Raw genomic sequence first — 15257 nt, 5'->3', positions numbered from 1 at the left:
GCGGTGCGGCGTGACGCGAGGGCGCTGGCTCTTGTGGCGTCAGCATTGACGATCCTGATCCCCGCGGCCGCGGGCTGCTCGGATTCCGGCGGCAACAAACCGGGTGCGACGGCGTCGTCGACGGCGCAGAACGGCCAGGGCAGCCATGGTGCGATGTTCCCGCAATGCGGCGGCATCAGCGACCAGACCGTAGCGGAGCTCACCAAGGTCACCGGACTGATCAACACCGCCCGCAACTCCGTCGGATGCCAGTGGCTCGCGGGCGGCGGCATCCTCGGGCCGCACTTCTCCTTCTCCTGGTATCGCGGTAGCCCCATCGGACGCGAACGCAAGACCGAAGAACTCTCGCGTGCCAGCGTCGATGACATCAACATCAACGGGCATGGCGGTTTCATCGCGGTGGGCAACGAGCCCAACCTGGGTGACTCTCTGTGCGAGGTGGGCATTCAGTTCCAGGATGACTTCATCGAATGGTCAATCAGTTTCAGTCAGAAGCCGTTCCCGCCGCCATGCGACATAGCGAAAGAATTGGCTCGTCAATCGATTGCGAACTCGAAATGATGGCCGCCACGCGTTCCCGGGCCGGCAGGACCACGGTTGCCGCCGCGATCGTGGTGATCGCCACGCTGTTGGTGTTGACGGGGTGTTCCCGCTCGATCGGCGGCAACGCGGTCAAGGCGGGGGGCAACGTGCCCCGCAACAACAACTCCCAGCAGCAGTATCCGAACCTGCTCAAGGAATGTGAGGTCTTGACCAGCGACATCCTGGCCAAGACCGTGGGCGCCGACCCGCTCGACATTCAGAGCACGTTCGTCGGTGCGATCTGTCGCTGGCAGGCGGCCAATCCGGCCGGCCTGATCGACATCACCCGGTTCTGGTTCGAGCAGGGCAGCTTGAGCAACGAGCGCAAGGTCGCCGAATTCTTGAAGTACAAGATCGAGACGCGTTCGATCGCCGGCATCGACTCGATCGTGATGCGGCCCGACGATGCGAACGGTGCGTGCGGCGTGGCCAGCGACGCGGCCGGGGTGGTCGGATGGTGGATCAACCCCCAGGCGCCGGGCATCGATGCGTGCGGACAGGCCATCAAGCTGATGGAGCTGACGCTGGCCACCAACTCGTAGCTGCGATCGAGCCTAGCGCGGCACCTCGAAGTCGATCAGTGTCGCCATCCCGAGTCCCAGCTCTTTCCAGGCGCACGGCACGGTGAGCACCGCGATCGCCGACGTCGGGAACTTGGCTGAAATGCGTTCGCCTGCAGAGGTATTCGCGCCCTCGGCGCCGCCGAGGCCCAGCGCCAGGGTCGACATTGTCGGCTCGTGCCCGATGACCAGCAGCGTGCCGACGCCGTCGTCCATGGTGTTGATCTCGTCGATCAGCGTGCCCGGCGTGGTCGCATAGAGGCGCTCGCTGTAGCGCACCGGCGCATCGATGCGGGCGTTCAGCAGGGTCTCACGGGTGCGCGTCGCCGTGGAGCACAGCACTCGGTCGATGGTGGGTGCGTGGGCACGCAGCCAGTCGCCGGCCAGGCCTGCCTGCCGGATGCCGCGCGGCGCCAACGGCCGATCATGGTCGGCGACATCGAGCGGGTAGTCGGACTTCGCATGCCGCATCAACAGCAAGGTGCGCTGGCCAGTCACGAGAAATGAGATTAATCAGTGCGGCGGCCAGTTGTCGTCATCCCCAATGGGGACGAATCCTAATTCCTCTGCGATTTTGTCCCGGTCGTTGTAGAACTTGGAATAGCAGTCCCCGCTCGAGGCACGCGCTACCGTTGCCGAAGCCAGAAGGCGTTTACAGTGAAAGAGTCGTTGCGCACGGGAATTAGATTACTTGCGGCACTGGGGGTTGGCCTGTGGGCAATCCTCAATTCGCCGGTCGCCTGGGCCGGACCGGGCGGCAACCTTCCGGGCCCCGGCGTGTGCGACTATCCCGGTGTTGGCGGAAGCACTTTCGAGGCGGGGGCCACGACGTACTACTGTGATTTTCCCGTCGAAGAGAACAGCACGCACTGGCACTGCGAATATGGCGGATGGAACCTGGGTGGTCCAGGTGGCAATGCCCCCATCGGTGGAAGTTTCATGGGCTTCGGGTTAACCATTCCTGCAGGCGATTTCGGGGGTGCTTCCGGTAGCTGTTCATGGCGCTGGCCGGATAACACTATCGGCCCTGCACCGAATCCACCGGGCGCCTGGAAGAACTATTTGGTGCCCAGGCCGCCACCGCCCGAACATCGGGCACCCCCGCCTCCATCAGCTGAGCCTGAGTCCGGACCACCACCGGTAATGAGCCCGAATCCCGGCGATGAGCCACAGACACCGGCCTACACTAACCCGGCATTTCCGAATCCCGGCAGGCCTCAGAACCCGCCAAGTTAGCTTGTCGGAGCCACCTCGGCCTCAAGCTCGTTGGTTTTCGCGCGATCGTATCGGAAGTGTTGTTTGCCAATGTGGTTCGAGTCGGAGCCGCGGATGCTGAGCTTGGCTGAGCGCAGCGGCTTGTACATGCCTTGACGTAGATTCCTACTCGCGCAACTCATTTGAAGCATGGTCGCGAGCAGATCCTGAATGGTGTCTTGAGCCGGTGTTGCCGGGTTCGGCGCGTTGATCAGGAGCCGGCCGATGTCGCTAGATTTCTCAGACCAAGACCTGCCGACCGAGGTCCCGCGTCTTGTCGGTGCGCAGACCTAAACTCGCGATGCCCTGGTAACACGCACTTCGAAGGGGGGTCAAGCGGGCATGCGATTTTTGCATACAGCCGACTGGCAGCTGGGCATGACCAGGCACTTCCTCGCTGGTGACGCGCAGCCACGCTATTCGGCGGCCCGCCGCGACGCGGTTGCCGGGCTGGGCGCCCTGGCCGCGGAAGTTGGCGCCGAGTTCGTTGTCGTGGCCGGCGATGTCTTCGAACACAACCAGCTTGCGCCCAAGGTGATCGGGCAGTCACTGGAAGCCATGCGCGGCATTGGAATTCCGGTGTACCTGTTGCCGGGCAACCATGATCCCCTGGATGCCTCATCGGTGTACACCAGCGCGCTGTTCGCCGCCGAGCGTCCCGACAACGTCGTGGTGCTCGATCGGGGCGGAGTGCATCAGGTGCGTCCCGGAGTGGAGATCGTCGCCGCGCCGTGGCGGTCGAAGGTGCCGACCACCGACCTGGTCGCCGACGTCCTCGAGGGCCTGCCCGCCGGTGGCGGCACCCGGATCCTCGTCGCGCACGGCGGTGTCGACGTCCTGGATCCCGATCGGGACAAGCCGTCGCTGATCCGGCTGGCCGAGGTCGACGACGCGCTGACCCGCGGCGCGGTGCACTACGTGGCGCTGGGGGACAAGCACTCACTGACCCAGGTCGGCGGCAGCGGCCGGGTGTGGTACTCCGGCTCCCCCGAAGTCACCAACTTCGACGATGTCGAATCCGATCCCGGCCATGTCCTGATCGTCGACATCGACGAGGCCGACCCGCAGCGGGCGGTCGCCGTCACGCCGCGGCACCTCGGATGCTGGCGGTTCGTCACGATCCACCGGCAGGTCGACACCAGCCGCGATATCGCCGACCTCGACATGAACCTCGACCTGATGACCGAGAAGGAGCGAACGGTCGTACGCCTGGGGCTGACCGGTTCGCTGACAGTCACCGACCGCGCCGCACTGGACGCGTGCCTGGACAAATACGCGCGATTGTTCGCCTGGCTAGGCCTGTGGGAACGTCGCACCGACCTGGCGGTGATCCCGGCCGACGGCGAATTCAGCGACCTCGGTATCGGAGGTTTCGCCGCCGCGGCGGTCGAGGAGCTGGTGACCACGGCGCGGGAGGACTCGGCGACCGCAGCTGATGCGCAGGCGGCGCTGGCGTTATTGCTGCGCCTTACCGACCGGGGCGCGGCGTGAAGCTGCACCGGCTGACCCTGACCAACTACCGCGGCATCTCGCACCGCGAAATCGAATTTCCCGACCACGGCGTCGTGGTGGTCTGCGGCGCCAACGAGATCGGCAAGTCGTCGATGATCGAAGCCCTGGATCTGCTGCTGGAAGCCCGGGACCGTTCGACGAAGAGGGAAGTCAAGCAGGTCAAGCCCACCCACAGCGATGTGGGCTCCGAGGTATCCGCAGAAATCAGTTGCGGCCCTTACCGTTTCGTCTATCGCAAGCGCTTTCACAAGAAGTGCGAGACGGAACTGACGATTGTCCGGCCGTGTCGCGAACAATTAACGGGCGACGAAGCCCACGAACGGGTCCGGGCGATGCTGGCCGAGACAGTAGACAGCGACCTGTGGCACGCCCAGCGGGTGCTGCAGTCGGCTTCGACGGCCGCGGTGGACCTGTCCGGGTGCGACGCGCTCTCGCGGGCGCTTGATGTGGCCGCCGGTGACAGCGGGGGGCTCTGCGGCACAGAGCCTTTGCTCATCGAACGCATCGACGCCGAGTACGGGCGTTACTTCACTCCGACCGGACGGCCGACGGGCGAATGGGCCGCCGCAATCACCCGGCTGGCCGACGCCGAGGCCGCGGTCGCCCAGTGTGCGGCGGCCGTCGCCGAGGTCGACGACCGGGTGGCTCGCCATGCCGTGTTGACCGAGCAGGTGGCCGACTTCTCGCAGCGCCGAATCGCGGTCGGGCCGCGGGTTGCCGCCGCGCAGGAAGCCGCCGACAAAATCGCGGCGCTGACGGCGCAGCGGCGTGAAGCTGAGCTTGTCGCCGAGGCCGCGGCCGCCACCGCCGCGGCGGCGAACGGCGCCCACGCTGCACGCCGGCAACTGCTCACCGAAATCGACACCCGAGCCCGCGCAGTCGCCGAAATACAAACGCAGGCAGCGGAAGCCGCGGAAGCCCAAGCCGCGGCCCGTGCCGAGGCCGAAGCGGCCGGCGCCGCTCTGCAACAGGCCACCGAGGCCCTTGCCGAGCTGCAACGCCGGACCGAATCTGCGCGGTGCACGGTCGACCAACTCGCCAACCGCGAAGAGGCCGACCGGTTGACCGCCCGGTTAGCCAAGATCGACGCCATCGAGCGGGATCGCGAGCGGATCGGCGCCGAACTCAGCACCATCGCCGTCACCGAGGTGGTGCTGCGACGAATCGAGCACGCCGCGGCCGCCGTCGATCGCGTCGGTGACCAACTGGCGCTCACCTCGGCGGCCATCGAATTCAGCGCTGCCGCGGACATTCAACTGGTCGTCGGTGGCCAGCAGATCTCGCTGCCTGCGGGGCAAAGCTGGTCGATCACCGCCGCCGGACCTACCGCGGTGGAGGTTCCGGGCGTCCTGACCGCCAGGGTCACTCCGGGCGCTACCACACTGGATATCCACGCCAAACATGCCGCGACACACGAGGAGTTGGCGGCGGCGCTGGCGGCCGGTGAAGTGACCGACCTCGCCGCGGCGCGCTCCGCCGATCAGCGTCGCCGCGAGCTGCAGAGCACCCGTGATCAGCTCACCGCGACGCTGGCCGGCCTGTGCGGTGACGAACAGGTTGACGCGCTGCGGTCGCGGCTGGTGCAGCTGCGTGACGACCTCGCCGGGACCGAACTCGTTCCCACGGACATCGGCGCCGCCCGCGCCGAACTCGCCGCGATCCTGCAGGCCCAGGCGGGCGCATCGAGCGAATGCGAGGCCCACCGCCAGGCCGCCACCGCAGCCGCGAACGGTCTGGCTGAGTTGTCAACGCGGGCAACGGTTCTACAGAACACATTGGATACTCAGCGCGCGGAGCTGGACGCCGCTGCCGAGCGGCTGGCGGCCGAGCGCGCGTCGGCCGGTGACGACGAACTCGCGGCCTCTTCCGCTACGGCGCTGGACGCTGCGCAGGCCGCGCAACAACGAGCCACCGAACTCGCCGGTGCGCGTCCCGCGGCCGCGCCCGATGCGGTCGCCATTGAATTGGCCGATGCCAAAAAAGAGGCCGACTCGGTCGGCGAGCGCTACGAAGAAGCCGCCCGTGCGTTGCGTGAGGTCACCATCGAACTCTCGGTGTTCGGCAGTGAGGGGCGCCAAGGCAAGCTCGACGCAGCCGAAACAGAACGCCAGCACGCCGCCACCGAACACAGCCAGGTGGGCGGCCGCGCGCGGGCGGCGCAGCTGCTGCGCTCGGTCATGACGCGCCACCGTGACACCACCCGGCAGCGGTACGTTGAGCCCTACCGCGCGGAACTGCAGAGGCTCGGCCGCCCGGTGTTCGGCCCGAGCTTCGAGGTCGACATCGACAGCGACTTGTGCATCCGCAGCCGCACCCTGAACGGCATCACGGTGCCATACGAATCCTTATCGGGCGGCGCGAAGGAGCAACTCGGCATCTTGGCGCGGCTGGCCGGCGCGGCCCTGGTCGCCAAGGAGGACGCCGTCCCGGTGGTGGTCGACGACGCGCTCGGCTTCACCGACCCGGACCGATTGATCAAGATGGGGGAGTTGTTCGACACCGTGGGAGCCCACGGACAGGTAATCGTGCTCACCTGTAGCCCTGATCGCTACGACGGTGTCAAGGGCGCACACCGCATCGTGCTCAGCGCTTAGCCCTGGCGGCCGCCCGCGGCCGGTACCGCTGGTCAGAGCGATTCAGTGCCGGGCGCTGTCGCTTTGCCTGCAGAATGGGCTCATGGTGGACCCGCACTGATGACGATGAACGCGAAGCGCAGCCGGATACAGGAGAAGCTGGCGGAACTGCCGGGCGTACGGCCCGTGCGCCGGCCCATCTCACCGCACAGCGCCGAAGAGTTCGATCTGTACTACGTTCGCGCGGGCCGCAAGTCCGCCCATCCACTGGTCATCATCCCCGGCGGGCCGGGAGTCGCCTCGGTGCAGATGTACAAAGGGCTGCGACGGCGGGCCGCCGCGGCCGGTCTCGACGTCATCATGATCGAGCATCGCGGGGTCGGGATGTCGCGCCACGACGATTCGGGCGCCGATCTGCCGCCGCAATCGATGACCGTGAACCAGGTGGTCGACGATGTGACCGCCGTGCTCGACGATGCCCAAGCCGAGTCGGCCGTGGTCTACGGGGCCTCGTACGGCACCTACATCGCGGCCGGCGTCGGGGTGCGTCATCCGGACCGGGTTCGCGGCATGGTGCTCGATTCACCCCTGTTGTCCCGGCACGACATCGTCATCGTGCGCCGCGCGATCCGCCGGCTGCTGTTGAAGGGCGACAGCCCCGAGACCGCTTCGGTGGCACCGAAGATGCGCAAACTCGTCGACGCCGGCGTCATGGATGCGACGGCGACCCAGGTCGTCGCGACAATCTACGGCTACGGCGGAACCGACCTGCTCGAGCGTCAACTCGACCTGCTGCTCGACGGGCGAAAGTTGCTGTGGTGGGCGCTATCCCGGTTCACCCACCTGAGCAACCTGCCGTTCCGCTACGAAGAAGACTTGGTGAGCCGCATCGCGTTCCGCGAACTGGACTACGCTGCAGAACCCGACGGCCTGCCGCTCGATCCCGCGGTCGCCGAGAGTAGAACACGCACGCACCGAGTTACTTTCGAGGACGAGCCGTACGACCTGCCGGCAGAGATGCCGAAATTCGACTGGCCCACCGCGGTGGTCTCCGGGGGCCGTGATCTGATCACCCCCCCGGCCGTCGCCCAACGTATCGCGTCGCTGCTGCCCCATGCGGTGCTCCTGCGCTTGCCGAGCATGGCGCACAGCGCGCTGGACTTCCGTGAGCCCGTGGCGCTTGCCAGTGCCGATGCGGTTCGGCGCGGCGACCTGAAAGGCCTTGCGGCACAAGCATCGGCGTTGGACGCGCTCCCGCCGCGTCCTGAGGTGCGGCTGCTGTGGAAGGCGCTCGGAGCGGCGGCCATCGCCGAGGGCGCCCTGCCGATTCCGAACCGGCTGCGGCGGCGGTCAATTCCGCGTGAAACCGATGGCGGTGTAGTCGACGTCGGCGAGACCGGCCGCGCCGAAATTGGCGAGGGAGCTGCGGACCGCGACATCACCGGGTGACTGGGTCAGCGGAAGGCTGAATCCCTCCGCCCAGATTAGCTTGTCGAGATTGTTGGCCAACGCTCGTGCCCTGGCCGGGTCGAGCTCTTCCAACGTGTCTTCGATGGCGGCGTCGATCTGGTCACTGCCGATCTTCCCAAAATTGCTTTCCCCGTCGGACTTGTAGATCTGAGTCAGCGCCGAGAGTGGGAAAGCGTCTCCGAGCCAACCGAATCGGGCCATATCAAAGTCTCCGACGTTGATGTAGTTGGTGAAGAAGCCGCTGCCCGAGCGCGAAACGAGCTCGAGTTTGACGCCGATCTGGCCGAGACTGTGCTGGGCGATCTGGGCGAACTGCCGGCTGCCCTGGGCGTCGTAGAACAAATCGCGGATGACCAGCCGCCGGCCGTCCTTTTCCCTGAACTGTCCGGTGCGCTTCCAGCCCAACGCGTCGAGCTCTCGGCTGGCCGCCGCCGGGTCGTAGGGCAAGACCGAGCTGTTGTCCTGATAGCCCTGCTGCCCGGCCACATAGATGTGGTTGCCCAACGCAACCGGATCGCTGGTGAGGCCGTACTGGACGACCTTGGCGATGGTCTGCCGATCGATCCCCTTGGCTACCGCGACGCGCAGCGCCTTGTCGGCCAGGATCGAGCCCGGGGCGCCGTTGAACGTGAAGTGAGACCAGGCCGGAGCGGGCGCGCGCCGGATCGAGATCCCCTTGGTGCGCTGCGCGATGGTCAGTTGGTCGATCGTGCCGACCCCGGTGGCATCGATCGTGTTGTTCTGTAACGCGGGGAGCCGCGCGGCGTCGTCGAGCACCAGATAGGTGACGCTGTCCAGGCGAGGCCGCGTGCCCCACCATTTCGGGTTGCGGCTCAACACGATCCGCTGGGTGGTCCGATCCAGCGACGAGACGACGAACGGTCCGGCCGACGGACCGGGCCCCTCGAGCTGGCCCTTGTTGAACGCCTCCGGGGTGGCCGTCATGCTCTTGGGCAGCAGCATTCCGTTGCCGGCGAACATGCCTCGCCATTCGGCGTAAGGCTTGGCAAAGGTCATGATGGCCTGCCGGTCGTCCACACCACGGGTCACCGACGCGACGCGGTCGGCGCCGCTGGGTCCGGCGATCTCGAAGGTCTTGTCGGCCCCACTCAGGGCGTGGATTTGGCTGGCAATGTCCTCCCAGGTGATCGGCGTGCCGTCGGACCACACGGCCCGGGGGTTGATTGTGTACGTAACCACCTGCGGCGCAGTGCCGGTGAGCTCGATGCTGGTGAAGTAGTCGGTGTCGACCGTCGTCGAGCCGTCCGGCCCGATGATGAAAGCCCGCGGCAGGGTGGCCTTCATCATCGCGGAGACGTCGGCCGAATTGCCGTCGATGTGCAAGATGTTGAAGTTCGGCGGAAAGTCCGTCAGCGCGAGCCGCAGGTTGCCGCCCTCTTGCAGGGTGGCCGGGTCGTGCGGGTTGATGTCGCTTGTGGAGCCGATCTGCGCGTTGTGACCGGTTTCGGGGATCAGGTTGACGGCCGGCGAGCAGCCCGCGAGCGCAAGGGCGATCGCGAGAAGCATCGCGGCGACCCGGGTAGTCCGGCCCGGCTTGACAACCCGTCTAGACACGTCTGCCCGGATCCGGTTGCGGCACCGCGTTCAGCAGCCGCCTGGTGTATTCATGTTGCGGATCGGCGAAGACCTGGCGGCTGTCACCCTGCTCGACGATGGCGCCGGCATACATCACGACGACCTCGTGCGCTAGGTGCTTGACCACCGAAAGGTCGTGAGAGACAAATAGATAGGATAGGTCCAATCGCTCTTGCAGGTCGAGCAGCAGGTTGATGATCCCGGCCTGGATGGACACATCGAGCGCGGAGACCGGTTCGTCCAGCGCCAGGATCTTCGGTTGCAATGCCAGCGCGCGGGCGATACCAATGCGCTGCTTTTGCCCGCCGGAGAATTCGGCGGGGTAACGGACTGCGTCGGCGCGACGCAGTCCCACGATGTCGAGCAGCTCGGCGACTCGCGAATCGGCGCGACCCTTGTCGAATCCGTTGGCCCGCAGGGGCTCCGCGAGCAGTTCGAATACCGGTAGCCGCGGGTCGAGCGAGGCGACCGGGTCCTGGAACACGACCTGAATGTCGCGCCGCAGCGCTCGCCTGCTCGCGGCGGTCAGCGCGGTGACATCGGTGCCCAGCACTTCGATCGAACCCGATTGGGGTCCGGTGAGTTCCAAGATCTCGTGCAGGGTGGTCGACTTGCCCGAACCGGATTCGCCGACGATGCCCAGGGTGCGGCCCTGCCGCAATTCGAAACTGACGCCGTCGACGGCGCGAACCTCACCGGCGCTGCGCCGGAACACCCCCTTGGTCAGCCGGTAGGTCTTGGCCAGGTCACGCACCCGCACGACGACCGATGTGTCGGCGGATTCGGCGTGGGGGGCTTCGGTCCTCACCCCGTAGATGTCGGCGGCACTTCGCCCGTCGACCTCATCGGTGCGGATGCACGCCGCCCGGTGATCGGTGCCCACGGAAAGCAATTTCGGCTCCTTGACCCGGCATTCGTCGATGACCAGCGGGCAACGCGGAGCGAAGGGGCACCCCGGGTCCAGGGCCGCCAGCGACGGCGGCGCTCCGGGGATCGGCACCAACCGGGTGCCTTGGGCGGCGTCGAGCCGCGGGACCGAGCCCAGCAGCCCGACGGTGTAGGGCATTCGGCGATCCCGGTAAAGCGTTAGCACGTCGGCGGATTCGACGACCCGCCCGGCATACATCACCAGGGCGCGGTCGGCGAACTCGGCGACCACGCCGAGGTCGTGCGTGATGATGAGCACCCCGGCACCGGTGATGTCGCGCGCCGTTTTGAGCACCTCGAGGATCTGCGCCTGCACCGTGACATCCAGCGCGGTGGTGGGTTCGTCGCAGATCAACAGGTCGGGGTCGTTGGCGATCGCGATCGCGATGACCACCCGTTGTCGTTCGCCGCCGGATAGCTCATGCGGAAACGCGCGGGCGCGTCGCTGCGGCTGGGCTATCCCGACCAGCTCGAGCAATTCCACCGCTCGCCGGCGCGCGGCCTTCTTGCCCACCCGCGGCTGGTGGATCTCGATCGCCTCGGCGATCTGGTCACCGACGGTGTAGACGGGTGTCAGTGCCGACATCGGATCCTGGAATACCATGCCGACCGTCTTGCCGCGGAGCCGCGACATCGCGTCGTCGCCAAGGCCCAGCAACTCGGTGTCGTGCAACCGCACCGAGCCGCGGACCTGCGCGTACTCGGGCAACAGACCGATGGCCGCCATCGCCGAAACGGACTTCCCCGAACCGGATTCGCCGACCATCGCCACGACTTCGCCGGGTCCGATGCTGTAGCTGACACCGCGCACCGCGGCCACCGGCGCATCACCCGTCGGGAAGGTGACCGCCAGGTCGGTCACCTCGAGCAGCGCGCTCATCGGCCACCACCGCCCAGCACCGCGCTGCCCGGATCGAGCGCATCCCGCAGGCCGTCGCCGGTGAGGTTCGCGCACACCAGGATCAGCACCAGCACGCCCGCGGGAAACAGAAACACCCAGGGAAAGGTGGTCGCCGATTGGGTGCCGTTGGCGATCAAAGTTCCCAGCGACACGTCCGGCGGCTGGATGCCGAAACCGAGGAAGCTCAGGCCGGTTTCGGCCAGGATGGCCGAGGCGACGTTGAGAGCGGCGTCGATGATCAAGATGGATGCCACGTTGGGCACCACGTGACCGACGATGATGCGACGGCTGGAGACCCCCATATATCTTGCGGCCCGGATGAATTCGCGCTCCCGCAGACTCATGGTCATGCCGCGCACCATGCGCGAGCTGACCATCCACCCGAACCCGGCGAGCAACAGGACCAGCATCAAGACATTGGCCGAGTTCTTGATCCGGGGCGTCACGATGGCGATGAGGATGAAGCTGGGCACCACCAGCAGCAGGTCGACCACCCACATCAGCGCGCGATCGCGCCAGCCACCGAAGTAGCCTGCGACCGACCCGACGGTGGCCGCGATGCCGGTGGAGATGACAGCCACGCAGACACCGATCAGCATCGACTTCTGCATCCCGCGCAGGATTTGCGCCAGCAGGTCTTGACCCAACGCGTTGGTGCCCAGCCAGTGGCGCGAGCTCGGCGGCTGCAGTAAGGCGGTGAAATCGAGGTCTTCGTAGGAATAGGGCAGCACCGCGGGCAGGGTGTAGCAGCCGACGAACAGCAATACCAAGATCGTCAGCGATGCCACAGCGAACCTGTTGCGGGCAAACCTCCGAAGCACCAGGGTGCGGCGTGAGGTGAAGCCTGCGACTTCGTGACCCGAAAACCCGTGGGCGGCATCGACGTTCGCCTGCGAAGTCATGACACCCGCACCCGTGGATCGAGGGCCGCGTAAAACACGTCCGACAGCAGGCCGGCCAGCAGCACCACCGCGCCGGAGAACAAGGTGATCGCAGCGATGATGTTGGTGTCCTGAGTCGCGATGCCCTGCACCAGCCATTCGCCCATGCCGTGCCAGCCGAAGATCTTCTCCACGAACACCGCTCCGGTGACCAGGCCGGCCACGCCATAGGCGAACAGGGTGGCCAGCGGGATCAGCGCGGTGCGCAGCCCGTGCTTGACCATCGCCCGCCGGCGCGTTAGCCCCTTGGCGCGCGCCGTGCGAATGAAATCCTGGCCGAGGACGTCGAGCATCGCGTTGCGCTGGTAACGGCTGTATCCCGCCGCGGCGGCCAGCGCCAGGGTCAGTGACGGCAAGACCAAATGCCGTAGCCGGTCGAGCAGGTGTGCGCCGGTCCCACCGCTCACCCCCGGTGAGGTCTCTCCGGTGTAGTCGAAGATGTGGATGCCGACGGCCCAGTTCACCCGCAGCGCGCCAAGGATCAGCAGACTGGCGATCACGAATGTCGGCGTGCTGAGAACCAGCAGCGCCACCATGGTGACCACGCGATCGCTGAGTCGATACTGGCGGATGGCGCCCCACGCCCCGGCCGCTATGCCCAGCACGGTGCCCACCAGCGAACCGATGACCAGCAGACGCAGGGTGACCCCGATGCGACGCCACAGCGTCGTTCCGACGGGCTGGCCGGTGACGGTCTTGCCGAAGTCCCCGCGCACTGCGTGCGACGCCCAGTGCGCATAGCGGATCGGAATGGGCTCATCCAGACCCAGCGTGTGGGCCTTGGCGTTGATCACGGCCTGCGGCGGGCGCGGATTGCGCTGCAACAGGCTGTCCAGTGGCCTGAAGGCCACCGACGTCAGGCAAAACGTCAGAAACGATGCCAGCGCCAGCAGCACAAGGTAGTTGAGCAACCGGCGTGCCAGGAACCGAGTCATGCCGCTCCGCACACCCCACGTCGCATTGGGACAGGCTATCGAGCCGGCGGCGCAGCGTCGTCCTGCGGAGCCTTGCGCGTTGATTTCGCCTTCGGATCCGGTTGATTCTCATGCGTGAATCGCGTGTGATCGGTTGTTAGGATCCACCGCGGTGCGGGCCACGCAGCAAGCGCCGCACGGCCCGGGCCGCGACACACCTCGAGGAGGCTTGCGTGACGGTTACCGATGAATACCTGGCCAACAACGCCGATTATGCGAGCACCTTCGAGGGTCCGCTGCCGATGCCGCCGGGCAAACATGTCGCGGTCGTCGCATGCATGGATGCCCGGCTCGACGTCTATCGCATCCTCGGGCTCAACGAGGGAGAGGCCCACGTCATCCGCAACGCCGGTGGGGTCGTCACCGACGACGTCGTCCGCTCGCTGGCCATCAGCCAGCGCTTGTTGGGGACGCGGGAGATCATCCTGATTCACCACACCGATTGCGGCATGCTCACCTTCACCGACGACGACTTCAAGCGCAGCATCCAGGAGGAGACCGGGGTCAAACCGCCTTGGGCGGCAGAGGCTTTCGGCGACCTCGCCGAGGACGTCCGGCAATCGCTGCGCCGCATCGAGGGCAGCCCCTTCGTCACCAAGCACGTCTCCGCACGCGGATTCGTCTTCGACGTGGCCACCGGCAAGCTCAACGAGGTCACGCTCTAGGACTCAACCCACCTTGTAGGTTGCCAGCGCTTTGGCGACCAGCGTGCCCTGTGGGTCGACGATCTCGGCCTCGCAATTGACCAGGGACCGGCCGCGCCGCAGCACCCGACCCACGCCGATCAGGTCGGTGGCCCGCGCCGGTGCCATGAAGTCCAAAGTGATCGACACCGTCACGCCCCGCAGTGCGGGCGGTGCCTGCGCGCCGCACCACGCCGCCGCCATGACGGTGAGATCGGCGAGCGTGGCGATGGCACCGCCGTGGACCATGTCGCCGATGGTCACGTTGGAAGGGTCCCAGGGCAGCCGCAGCCGCACTTCTTCCTCATCCAGGCGGTCGGCGAGGATGCCCAGCTTGACGACGAACGGGGATTCGGGGAGGAACTGCGCGATGACGTCGCGACCGCTCGACGCGGACGGGACAGATTCGGGGGAGGCAGACATCCGTCCATGTTTTCGCACGCCCATCTGCGGTAGAAGGGCGGCCGCGACTCGTGGCGCGATGTGTCCAGTTTCTGGCGTGCGCGCCACGCCGGTCGCTGGCCGCGGGCCTGAGGTTGACAGCGCCGGGCCGAGCTGGTCTTATAGCTTGCTAAGCTACTTAATCTGGTCAGTTCTGCCAGGTTTTTTCGAAGGAAGCCATGACCGGTGATCTGAAGGTGGCCCCCGCCGCCGGCCAGTACGAATTGAGTCATCTGCGCTCGCTGGAGGCAGAGGCGATTCACATCATCCGTGAGGTGGCCGCGGAGTTCGAGCGGCCGGTGCTGCTGTTCTCCGGCGGCAAGGATTCGATCGTCATGCTGCACCTGGCGCTGCGGGCGTTCCGTCCCGGCCGGCTGCCCTTCCCGGTGATGCACGTCGACACCGGGCACAACTTCGACGAGGTGATCGCGACCCGCGACGAGTTGGTGGCCGAGCACGGCGTGCGCCTGGTGATCGCCTCGGTCCAGGAGGACATCGACGCCGGACGCGTCGTCGAGCCGCGCCAGGGACGTAACTCGATTCAGACCGTGACACTGCTGCGGGCAATCGGGGAGAACAAGTTCGACGCCGCGTTCGGGGGAGCGCGCCGCGACGAAGAGAAGGCTCGCGCCAAGGAACGCGTGTTCAGCTTCCGTGACGAATTCGGTCCAGTTGGACAGCGGGAAGACCCGGATGTGCTCGCCCTTGTGATGGCGGCCGTTGTACAGGTTCCACAGCTCGGGGCGCTGGGCCTTCGGATCCCACTGACCGAATTCGACATCTGGTCCTACATCGGCGCGGAGAACATCGCACTGCCCGCGATCTATTATGCGCACCGGCGCA

The 15257-nt window shown here is 66.5% G+C and carries 10 protein-coding genes and 2 pseudogenes; 7 read left to right on the top strand and 5 right to left on the bottom strand.

Annotated elements, in window-relative coordinates; genetic code table 11:
• Positions 1 to 3: 3 nt before the first annotated feature.
• Together A5652_RS21470 and A5652_RS21465 are read left to right on the top strand one after the other, a co-directional pair.
• Positions 4 to 561 (top strand): DUF3558 domain-containing protein, encoded by a 558-nt coding sequence (locus A5652_RS21470; protein ID WP_067356394.1) that lies wholly within the window; start codon positions 4 to 6, stop codon positions 559 to 561.
• A complete protein-coding gene (locus A5652_RS21465; protein ID WP_156745471.1) occupies positions 561 to 1124 on the top strand; it encodes a DUF3558 domain-containing protein in 564 nt (187 codons plus the stop codon). Before A5652_RS21470 ends, A5652_RS21465 begins: the two co-directional genes overlap by 1 nt.
• A gap of 12 nt (positions 1125 to 1136) precedes the next feature.
• Here A5652_RS21465 and A5652_RS21460 read toward each other — a convergent pair whose 3' ends face one another.
• Complete coding sequence (locus tag A5652_RS21460) at positions 1137 to 1640, bottom strand: histidine phosphatase family protein (RefSeq protein WP_067356388.1); 504 nt, start codon at positions 1638 to 1640, stop codon at positions 1137 to 1139.
• 1098 nt (positions 1641 to 2738) lie between these two features.
• Between A5652_RS21460 and A5652_RS21455 the strand changes: the two genes are divergently transcribed.
• From A5652_RS21455 to A5652_RS21445, 3 genes and pseudogenes are all read left to right on the top strand, one after another.
• Complete coding sequence (locus tag A5652_RS21455) at positions 2739 to 3887, top strand: exonuclease SbcCD subunit D (RefSeq protein ID WP_067356385.1); 1149 nt, start codon at positions 2739 to 2741, stop codon at positions 3885 to 3887.
• On the top strand, positions 3884 to 6502 hold the full coding sequence (locus A5652_RS21450) for an AAA family ATPase (protein ID WP_067356381.1): 2619 nt from the start codon (positions 3884 to 3886) through the stop codon (positions 6500 to 6502). The genes A5652_RS21455 and A5652_RS21450 overlap by 4 nt, the downstream gene beginning before the upstream one ends.
• Positions 6503 to 6601: 99 nt before the next feature.
• Positions 6602 to 7831, top strand: a pseudogene (locus A5652_RS21445) (alpha/beta hydrolase); the annotation flags it as partial.
• Here A5652_RS21445 and A5652_RS28745 read toward each other — a convergent pair.
• From A5652_RS28745 to A5652_RS21425, 3 genes and pseudogenes are all read right to left on the bottom strand, one after another.
• Positions 7832 to 11354: pseudogene (locus A5652_RS28745) on the bottom strand (dipeptide ABC transporter ATP-binding protein). It abuts the pseudogene before it with no gap.
• A complete protein-coding gene (locus tag A5652_RS21430) occupies positions 11351 to 12277 on the bottom strand; it encodes an ABC transporter permease (protein WP_067356370.1) in 927 nt (308 codons plus the stop codon). The pseudogene A5652_RS28745 and the gene A5652_RS21430 overlap by 4 nt, the downstream one beginning before the upstream one ends.
• Positions 12274 to 13251 (bottom strand): ABC transporter permease, encoded by a 978-nt coding sequence (locus A5652_RS21425; RefSeq protein ID WP_067356366.1) that lies wholly within the window; start codon positions 13249 to 13251, stop codon positions 12274 to 12276. Before A5652_RS21425 ends, A5652_RS21430 begins: the two co-directional genes overlap by 4 nt.
• Before the next feature lie 212 nt (positions 13252 to 13463).
• On the opposite strand from A5652_RS21425, the gene A5652_RS21420 reads away from it, so the two are divergent.
• Entirely contained in the window at positions 13464 to 13955 is a 492-nt protein-coding gene (locus A5652_RS21420) for a carbonic anhydrase (RefSeq protein WP_067356363.1), read from the top strand.
• A 3-nt stretch (positions 13956 to 13958) separates the two neighbouring features.
• Here the strand turns inward: A5652_RS21420 and A5652_RS21415 are convergent, their stop codons facing one another.
• Positions 13959 to 14396, bottom strand: a complete 438-nt coding sequence (locus A5652_RS21415; RefSeq protein ID WP_067356397.1) for a PaaI family thioesterase — start codon at positions 14394 to 14396, stop codon at positions 13959 to 13961.
• 197 nt (positions 14397 to 14593) lie between these two features.
• Between A5652_RS21415 and cysD the strand changes: the two genes are divergently transcribed.
• Positions 14594 to 15257, top strand: a 664-nt coding sequence (cysD, locus tag A5652_RS21410; RefSeq protein WP_067356360.1) for a sulfate adenylyltransferase subunit CysD, incomplete at its 3' end; no start/stop codon positions are given.

The sequence above is a fragment of the Mycobacterium sp. 1165178.9 genome (genome assembly GCF_001673555.1).
Taxonomy (GTDB): Bacteria; Actinomycetota; Actinomycetes; order Mycobacteriales; family Mycobacteriaceae; genus Mycobacterium.
The sequence above is the reverse complement of the archived record's forward strand: the minus strand, read 5'-3'. Positions and strand labels throughout refer to the sequence as shown.